Below are 7,490 nucleotides of genomic sequence, written 5' to 3' on the forward strand. Positions count from 1 at the left end.
ATGCTATATATATTAAAAGGTTTTAGAAAAAAAGGAATTTCAAAATTTTTTATTAATGAATACGAAAAAAATATTATTCCCATACAGAAAAAATATGTAAATACCAAAAGTTATTCAAATTATATGATTGCTAGATGTGATATAGAAAATTCAAAACCTGCCATTAATCTTTTTAAAAAGCTTGGCTTTAAACAAGTTGGCGAAGAAGTTGGGAAAAATTATAAATTTACTGTTCTTAAAAAACAATTTTAGGTTAAGTTTTAGTAGTAAATTTGTAGTTATAATTTTTTTAACTTCTTTTTTAATAACCATTTTAAATTCTTTTTATCTTTATCTTTTATAGGCTCCATGTAAGCAGGCTTAGAGCATTATTAAAGACCCAAATTTTCTACCAAGCTTAAAGCTTGTATTTTTCATTTTTCTTTTTATTGATTTTCGGTATTATGTAGCATCCGCACAAGACTTTCATTCTAAAATCAGCTAAAATTCGGTCTATTATGCATATCGTAAAGGATTTTATATGGCTGAATCTCACGTAATATCGGCTCTCGTTAGTAGGCACTCGGAGCTTCAAGGAAATATCAAATATCATCAATATATAATCTCAAAAATAAAGTCCAAGCTTGAAGCCAAATAGAATGTAGGACTAAACAAAGAAAATAATAATCAATTAGAAAGCTTTAACGCTAGATTTAGAAGGCTACAATATGGTCAATGCCATAAGCTAGGAACGCTTTACCTATCAAACTACGCTAATGAAAAATAGCTTACCGCGAGGATACGAGGAGACTTGATAATAAGGCTATTATGGACGATATTTTATCGAGATATTTAGCCGACAACCCAATATCTAACGAGTTTTGCGGTTACTTTACTTCTCTGTGCTCGTAACTGCAAGCAGACGGCAAGGCAATCACAGGGTAGCTAAAAGATTTGTTGGGGTTTGGGAAGTTATCTTGTAAAATTTTACTCCATTGTCGGTAGAATAAGAGACAGTTCCTCTTTTTATGAGCTTTGAAATTAAAGAAGATATGTTTTGTTTATATTTAGCAATAAAAACGTCGTCCACCTCCTAGTCTTTAAAAACATACTCGGCTATTTCATTTGCAGTGCTAGACTTTATCTTTAAATACTCTATAACCCTACGATTTAATTCTCCGTGAGGAAAATACGAAGTGTTATTAGCTCTTTTAGCTCGAATGAACATGGTTTTATAACTAGGGTCAAATATCGCAATAGTTTTATCTTCAGTTTCAAGCTCGGATTTTAGCTTTGAGATTATATATTGATGATATTTGATATTTCCTTGAAGCTCCGAGTGCCTACTAACGAGAGCCGATATTACGTGAGATTCAGCCATATAAAATCCTTTACGATATGCATAATAGACCGAATTTTAGCTGATTTTAGAATGAAAGTCTTGTGCGGATGCTACCATAATACCGATTATATTTCTAAGTCTTCTAGTTTTTTCCGAATGCCTCTATTTGTAGAAGATAATTGTGAAACTGAACTATATTACCCATTAATTAAACTTATTCAAGTCTATTTTTGGTATTATCAAAACTAGCATCACTAGCCATATGCTAACTACCATAAACCTTGAGCTATAGTAATCAATGGGGTTTCCTATCTATTGCCAAGTTTATCTTTCTTGATTTGTGTACCTACTGTAAATACATACTTGTTAAAATTAGTAAATTTATAAGTAACTTTTTATAATATATTCCTCTATTTAAGTTCCAATTTTGTTTAAGCAAATTCATTAAATCAACTTCATAAATATGCTTAAACTTAACTATATACAATACTTCTTTAAGAATATCTATTCCTCATCCTGAACAAACTACCATATCTGCATTAGTTTTATCTATAATGTATTCAAGTCTCTTAACTAAGCGAAATTCGAGTCTAATTATATCAGTTGGGAAATGGTAGTAATGTGCGATATCATTTGTTCTATATGACTCACTATGAATGTTCAATACACCATCTACATCTAAGAATATAACTTTATTCATTACTCTACCTTTATTTTCTATCTTTAGTTGTACCTACTATAACTAATGACTCATTTTTCTTTTTATACTCTCTAAATTTCTTAATATCAATAACTGAATTATAATATTTATCTTCAATTCCTTTATCTGAAGTGTCTTTACCAAAGATAAATACTTTTCTTATATCACTTGGAAATACTTTATACCATCTATTTCTATCACTATCATTATCAGGTTCATATATAATCCAGTTATCATAATTAATATTAGTATCTTCTTTTAATAAAAGTAAATCTTTGACTTCATCTAATCCAATTAATGGAAATTGATTACCTTCATTTAATGACTCAAAATTACTTCCTCTAACTTCAGATAGTGATTTAGAAAGTATCTGGAGTTCTTTTCTATTTAATCTTAAAATAATTCTTAATCCAGCATCATCTAATCCTTCTGCCCAACTAAAGAATGGAATAGTAGGAATAAATGTAAATCTCTTATCTGGATTTCTAACGAATTTATTATCTTTAAAGTCATATACAAAGTATTTTGAAGTACTCATGCCTGATTCATGTACTGTGCAACTAATCTTAGGATCTCTATGTTTTGGATCTTTATCCATATACTTAGAAATCTCACTTACTAAGATATCTTTAGGACACTCTTTCTCAGTTGCAACTATCATTCTTATATTTAATCCAAAGTCATTATAAAATGCAAGTGTATTTGTCTCATTTAATACAACTGGCTCTCTACCACAACCAACTAAAACTAATGCTACTGTTAGAATACTAATTAACTTCTTCATTTTATTTCCTTATCCTAAGTACTTTTCTAAATTAGATTTTTCTACATCATTGTACTAAAATTAGGCTTCAAGTAGATTAAATAAAATAGCATCTTTAGGCTCATTTAATTTCTTTCCAGTATATTCTTTCCATTCACCTTCAGTTGAAAGCATAAAACCATTAGAACAATTTCTTAGAGAATTTTTTATCTCACTTCCTACTGCTTTTGCAGTATCTGCTTTATTATTTAAAGCATGGTCAGTAGCATTTTTTATTTTATCCATTATGCCCTGATAAGGAGACTGAGTTATGCCACTTTTTAGATAATCAGAAAGATTTGAAACTCCGCTAAATGCAGCTTCGTATAAATTTATATATGGCTTTGTATAGTCATTTTCTTTAGCTACGAAGTAGTTTTGAACTTTTCCCTCTTTATCTATATAGGTTTGATCTTTAAACTGCGATAGATACTCTTTTGCCTGTGCTAAATCTTGAGAATTTGCGTCAAACGAGTTATTCCAAAGCATATCTGTCATGCTAGCACCAGCCATTAAAAGTAGCTTTAACGCTTTATACTTCCAACTAAATTTTTATTGGCAATTACAATTTAATCAATTCTATTTTTTTACCGACACAAACATTTTCAAAATCAAATTTCGATTTTATCACACACTTCTTATTTTTATTTTTGAGTAAAGTTTTAAATTCTTTATCAAAATTTTCTGAATTAACAATATAATTATTTTTCACATACAATCACTTATAAATTTTGTTATATAAAAATCATCTAAATTTTCTATATTTCCAATATGTTTAATCAAATCCAACAAATTTATTTTTTCAATATATTTTTCGTTTTTTAAATCCCCACAAACACCGATAAATTTCAAATTATTGATATTCTCTCCAATAAATCTACCTTTTGAAAAATAAGAGCCCATAAATTTTTCAAAAGAAATATAAGATAATATTTTTGTAAGAATTTCGCTCTCTTTTAATTTTAACAAAACACAAGATTTTGCATTAGCTATTTCTTTAACAATATCAAATTCGCCATAGTCATATTTTCTATCAAAATATTGCAAATTAAGCTTATGTATTATTTCATCATTTTCATTATCCATTGCTGCTATAACAGCAATTGCTCTAAAGTCATTATCTATTTTACCGAATATATCTATTTTTAAACAATCTCCATTATATTTCGAATAAATAAATTCCTTTAAACTATCATAGATTATGGAACTAGAAGCATAAGTTAATTCAGTTTTTTTCAAATTAGAATTTTTTAAAATTACTTCACTCATTTTAAATCCTTAATTTTATTTGCGTAGTCTAATGCTTTTTTAGTAGCTTCTTGTATTTTTGAATTTTTAGATATGCTACTTGATAACTGACTTCCACTATTTGAAATATATTTTCCAGAGTTGAAATCATAAAAATATTTTTCGTTTCCGACTTTAATATGAATGTTCACTTTACCAGAACCCCCTCTTTCAACATCAAGCGATATGTTCTTGTTACCTTTTATTTGAACATCACCATTGTTTAAAATTCTCTTATTTGAAAAGCCGTTATTTTTATTTGAAATTTTAACATCATTGTCATCATCATCTGGCGGTAATGGTGCTGGCGATGAAGTTTGAACATTGCCACCTTGCTGTTCTGCTGTCTGTGTATTTTCTTGCTGATTTGAAGCATTTTTGATTATATCATACGAAAAATCATACTCAGATGAATTTTCTACAAATTTATCCCCAATCTTTTTAGCACCGTAGGCACCACCAAGAGCAACTGAGACTGCTCCTATTTCTACTAAAAATTCTAATACAGCTGGTGCAATAGGTAAAACAGCTGCTGGGATAAAACTTCCTTTTAGTGCTTCTTGCTCTTTATTATATTCATTGATTGCCTTTACTATTTCATTATATCTTTGTGGGTCTGTTTCTTTTATTCGTTTTAAATTCTCAATTATAATTTCTGTTTTTTTATAAACTTCATTGCCAAGCAGAGCCTTTAAAGTAATTTTAGCAATCCCTTGCCCAACTTTTTCTAACTCTTGCTTTATCTGCTCTCTTCCATCAGCTGTTAGCACCCTTAAATCCATACTAGCATCTACATTTGAGCTTATGCTAGTATTTACTAGATCTTTTGTTAGTTTAGTTGTATCTCTATTTAGTCTTGTTAGATCATCAGAGTTATCTTTATCTGCTATCTCTATGTTGCCACTACCTAGAGTTGCTAGGTTTTTAGATAAGCTGTAGCTTAAATTTCTATGGTTAGATAGATCTATTGATTTAAGACCTGTAAATTTATCTTCTTGATTGTTATTTGATTTGCTATCTTTATTGTTTTTATCTTCTAGGATATAGTTAGCACCTATGCTAAAGTTTGTTCCTTTAGCATAGCTTGTATTTGATAGGTTCTCATAGCTTAGGGTATTTGTTTTTAAATTTAGGTTGTGGTTATCTATAAAGGTATTGTCTTTATCATACTCTCCTGCTGCTAGTAGTGATCCTTTTAGATGAGTGTTTTTACCTACCTCTACGTTTAGCTCATTAGCTGTTATAGATGAGAGTACGGTTTGTTTAGTTATTGTGTTTGAGCTTGATCTAGAGAAATTTGCATTAGAGCTAGTTGCCTTTGTGCTAGATGGATTAGCAAAGCTTGAGTTTGGTGATTTATCACTACTAAATCCTATACCAACACCTACACTATATCCTCTTTCGTTATATGCGTATTTGTCTCTTACACTCTCTAAGCTTAGGTTATTTCCTACTTTTAAATTTAATCTCTCATCAGCTCTTAAATTTGCTCCTTTAATGGTTGCGTCATTGGCTGTGTTTATATTCATATCTTTAGCTGAGTAAAGATGAGAGTTGTTGTTTGTTAGGCTTTCAGTGTCGCTGCTGCTAGTAGAGTAGTTAAGCCCGGCACTTCCGCCACCGCCACCATACATAGTATATCTCATGGTTCCACCTATGCTCTTATCTTTACTTTCTGATGTATAGGTGTTTTTGCTAGAGTTTATATTTAAGTTGTTTGTGTTTATATCTATTAGATTATTAGCGCTTAAATTTGAACCAGTGATAGTTGTATCATTTGGAGTTTGTATCTTGATGTTATTTGCACTTAAATTTGACGGATTAGAGGTAACTTCATTTGAGTTTGATTTTGATTTATGACCATTTACACTAGCTGCTACTCCTACACTAAAGCCAAATGTATACCAGTTAGATGCTGCCTTTGCAGCTGCTGCTACTTGAGCTATAAGTGCTAGGCTCTTAGCTTCTACGTTTGCCATAGCTAAAGCTATATTTGCCTTATAGTATCTCTCTTCGTCATTAACATTTTCAAGGATATCTGATAGATCTTCTATATCTGAGCCATCTATGCCAGGAGTTTTACTTTTATAGGCTTGTTTTAGCTCATGTAGTTTATCTTTTAGATCATCTCTAGTGTGTTTATAGCTATCATACTCTTTTTTTACCTTTTTAAGCTGCTTTATAGCTTCTATCAAAGCAAGACTAGCTGGAGCCACCTCTACGTATTCGTTTTGGGCAGTGATAGAAAGAGCTGCTTTTGCTTGTTTTAGTGCTTTTGATATATCAGTAGTGTCAGTGCTATTTAATATATCGATATTTGCTTTTTTGCTTATTAGATTTATATCTTCTTTGGCGATCAAATTTGATCCAGTGATGCCTATCTCTTCGTTTGCTTTTAAATTTATATTTTTATCTGAAACAAGGTTTGACGATATAGCTTTAGTTGATGCTACATCGGTGGTAGATTTTTCATACTCTGCGTCTGCTACTCTTGTCTTGGTGCTAGTATCGTACTTAAATTCTTTTATAGGTTTTGGTTTTTGATCATTTGCAAGATCTTTAGTACTTGGTAAATTTATACCCTTGCTCTTAGATATCTCATAGCTACTATGCTCGTTTTTGGCATTAGATATCTCAATAGAATTTGCCTTTATATTAGTATCATCTTTACTTGATAAATTTGCAGTTATAGTAGCTTCATTTGCTTTTAGATTGAGCTCTTTGGCTGCAGATATGTTTGAAAGCTTCGCTAGCGCATCAAGACTTCCCTTTTCGTTATATGTAGAGCGATAAATTTGAGTCAGAGTATCCCCAAATATTTGTTCAAATAAGTAGGTATTTGAACCAGTTCCGATAGGATCTATCGCAGAAGCCACCAGCATACCAGGGTATGTCAATAATGAGATTATATTAATGTTTGAGCTCTTATGAATGCTTTTTTCTTTTATTTGCTCTTTAGCTGCTAGTATAGATAGGTTGTTTTTAGCATTTAAATTTACATCACCACCACCTTTTATGTCAGATGAGATTATAGAGATGTCGTTGTTTGCATTTAAATTTATATCTCCTTGAGCGGTGCTTAGGGATGAGCCTTGCAAGTTTGTCTTTGCTAGAGAGTGCATATCAAGGCTAGATTTTAATCCACCAAATGATTTCTTAGAGCTAGCCCTTGCCTCATCATTTTTATAAGCTGTTGGAGCCAGGCCTATATTATTCGCATCTATGTTTATATCATTTTTAGCACTTAAATTTGAGCCAGTTACTATTGCATTACCCCCAGCTTTTAAGCTAATATCGCCTGCATTTAAATTTGAGCTGATGACCTTTTGATTTATAGCCATTAGATGAGACTCTTTTTTAGAGAAAAAGCCCTTTGACTT

General features: G+C 30.8%; 7 protein-coding genes and 1 pseudogene. 2 read left to right on the plus strand and 6 right to left on the minus strand.

Annotated elements, in window-relative coordinates; translation table 11 throughout:
* Both CVT14_RS10350 and CVT14_RS11130 read left to right on the plus strand, forming a co-directional pair.
* The coding region (locus tag CVT14_RS10350; RefSeq protein WP_107850293.1) for a hypothetical protein at positions 1 to 252 on the plus strand (252 nt) is incomplete at its 5' end.
* Positions 253 to 664: 412 nt separating this feature from the next.
* Positions 665 to 766 (plus strand): annotated as a pseudogene (locus tag CVT14_RS11130) (hypothetical protein); the annotation flags it as partial.
* Between the two features lie 306 nt (positions 767 to 1,072).
* On the opposite strand, the gene CVT14_RS10360 reads toward CVT14_RS11130, so the two are convergent.
* From CVT14_RS10360 to CVT14_RS10385, 6 genes are all read right to left on the minus strand, one after another.
* A complete protein-coding gene (locus tag CVT14_RS10360) occupies positions 1,073 to 1,360 on the minus strand; it encodes a hypothetical protein (protein ID WP_107850294.1) in 288 nt (95 codons plus the stop codon).
* A gap of 472 nt (positions 1,361 to 1,832) precedes the next feature.
* Positions 1,833 to 2,021 carry an HAD domain-containing protein gene (locus tag CVT14_RS11135; protein WP_107850295.1) on the minus strand — a complete coding sequence of 63 codons (189 nt, stop codon included), beginning with the start codon at positions 2,019 to 2,021 and terminating at the stop codon, positions 1,833 to 1,835.
* A 10-nt stretch (positions 2,022 to 2,031) separates the two neighbouring features.
* Positions 2,032 to 2,805 (minus strand): hypothetical protein, encoded by a 774-nt coding sequence (locus tag CVT14_RS10370; protein ID WP_107850296.1) that lies wholly within the window; start codon positions 2,803 to 2,805, stop codon positions 2,032 to 2,034.
* A gap of 60 nt (positions 2,806 to 2,865) precedes the next feature.
* Positions 2,866 to 3,336, minus strand: coding sequence for a hypothetical protein (locus tag CVT14_RS10375; protein WP_107850297.1), 471 nt, complete (start codon positions 3,334 to 3,336; stop codon positions 2,866 to 2,868).
* Positions 3,337 to 3,531: 195 nt separating this feature from the next.
* Positions 3,532 to 4,092 (minus strand): hypothetical protein, encoded by a 561-nt coding sequence (locus CVT14_RS10380; protein WP_107850298.1) that lies wholly within the window; start codon positions 4,090 to 4,092, stop codon positions 3,532 to 3,534.
* A complete protein-coding gene (locus CVT14_RS10385) occupies positions 4,089 to 7,451 on the minus strand; it encodes a hemagglutinin repeat-containing protein (RefSeq protein WP_107850299.1) in 3,363 nt (1,120 codons plus the stop codon). The genes CVT14_RS10380 and CVT14_RS10385 overlap by 4 nt, the downstream gene beginning before the upstream one ends.
* Positions 7,452 to 7,490: the final 39 nt, after the last annotated feature.

Source organism: Campylobacter concisus, from assembly GCF_003048445.1.
Taxonomy (GTDB): domain Bacteria; phylum Campylobacterota; class Campylobacteria; order Campylobacterales; family Campylobacteraceae; genus Campylobacter_A; species Campylobacter_A concisus_BF.

What these genes read in the sequence shown, in the direction of transcription:
- CVT14_RS10360 (WP_107850294.1), bottom strand. Translation starts at nt 1,360, where the DNA reads ATGGCTGAATCTCACGTAATATCGGCTCTCGTTAGTAGGCACTCGGAG.
- CVT14_RS11135 (WP_107850295.1), bottom strand. Translation starts at nt 2,021, where the DNA reads ATGAATAAAGTTATATTCTTAGATGTAGATGGTGTATTGAACATTCAT.
- CVT14_RS10370 (WP_107850296.1), bottom strand. Translation starts at nt 2,805, where the DNA reads ATGAAGAAGTTAATTAGTATTCTAACAGTAGCATTAGTTTTAGTTGGT.
- CVT14_RS10375 (WP_107850297.1), bottom strand. Translation starts at nt 3,336, where the DNA reads ATGGCTGGTGCTAGCATGACAGATATGCTTTGGAATAACTCGTTTGAC.
- CVT14_RS10380 (WP_107850298.1), bottom strand. Translation starts at nt 4,092, where the DNA reads ATGAGTGAAGTAATTTTAAAAAATTCTAATTTGAAAAAAACTGAATTA.
- CVT14_RS10385 (WP_107850299.1), bottom strand. Translation starts at nt 7,451, where the DNA reads ATGGCTATAAATCAAAAGGTCATCAGCTCAAATTTAAATGCAGGCGAT.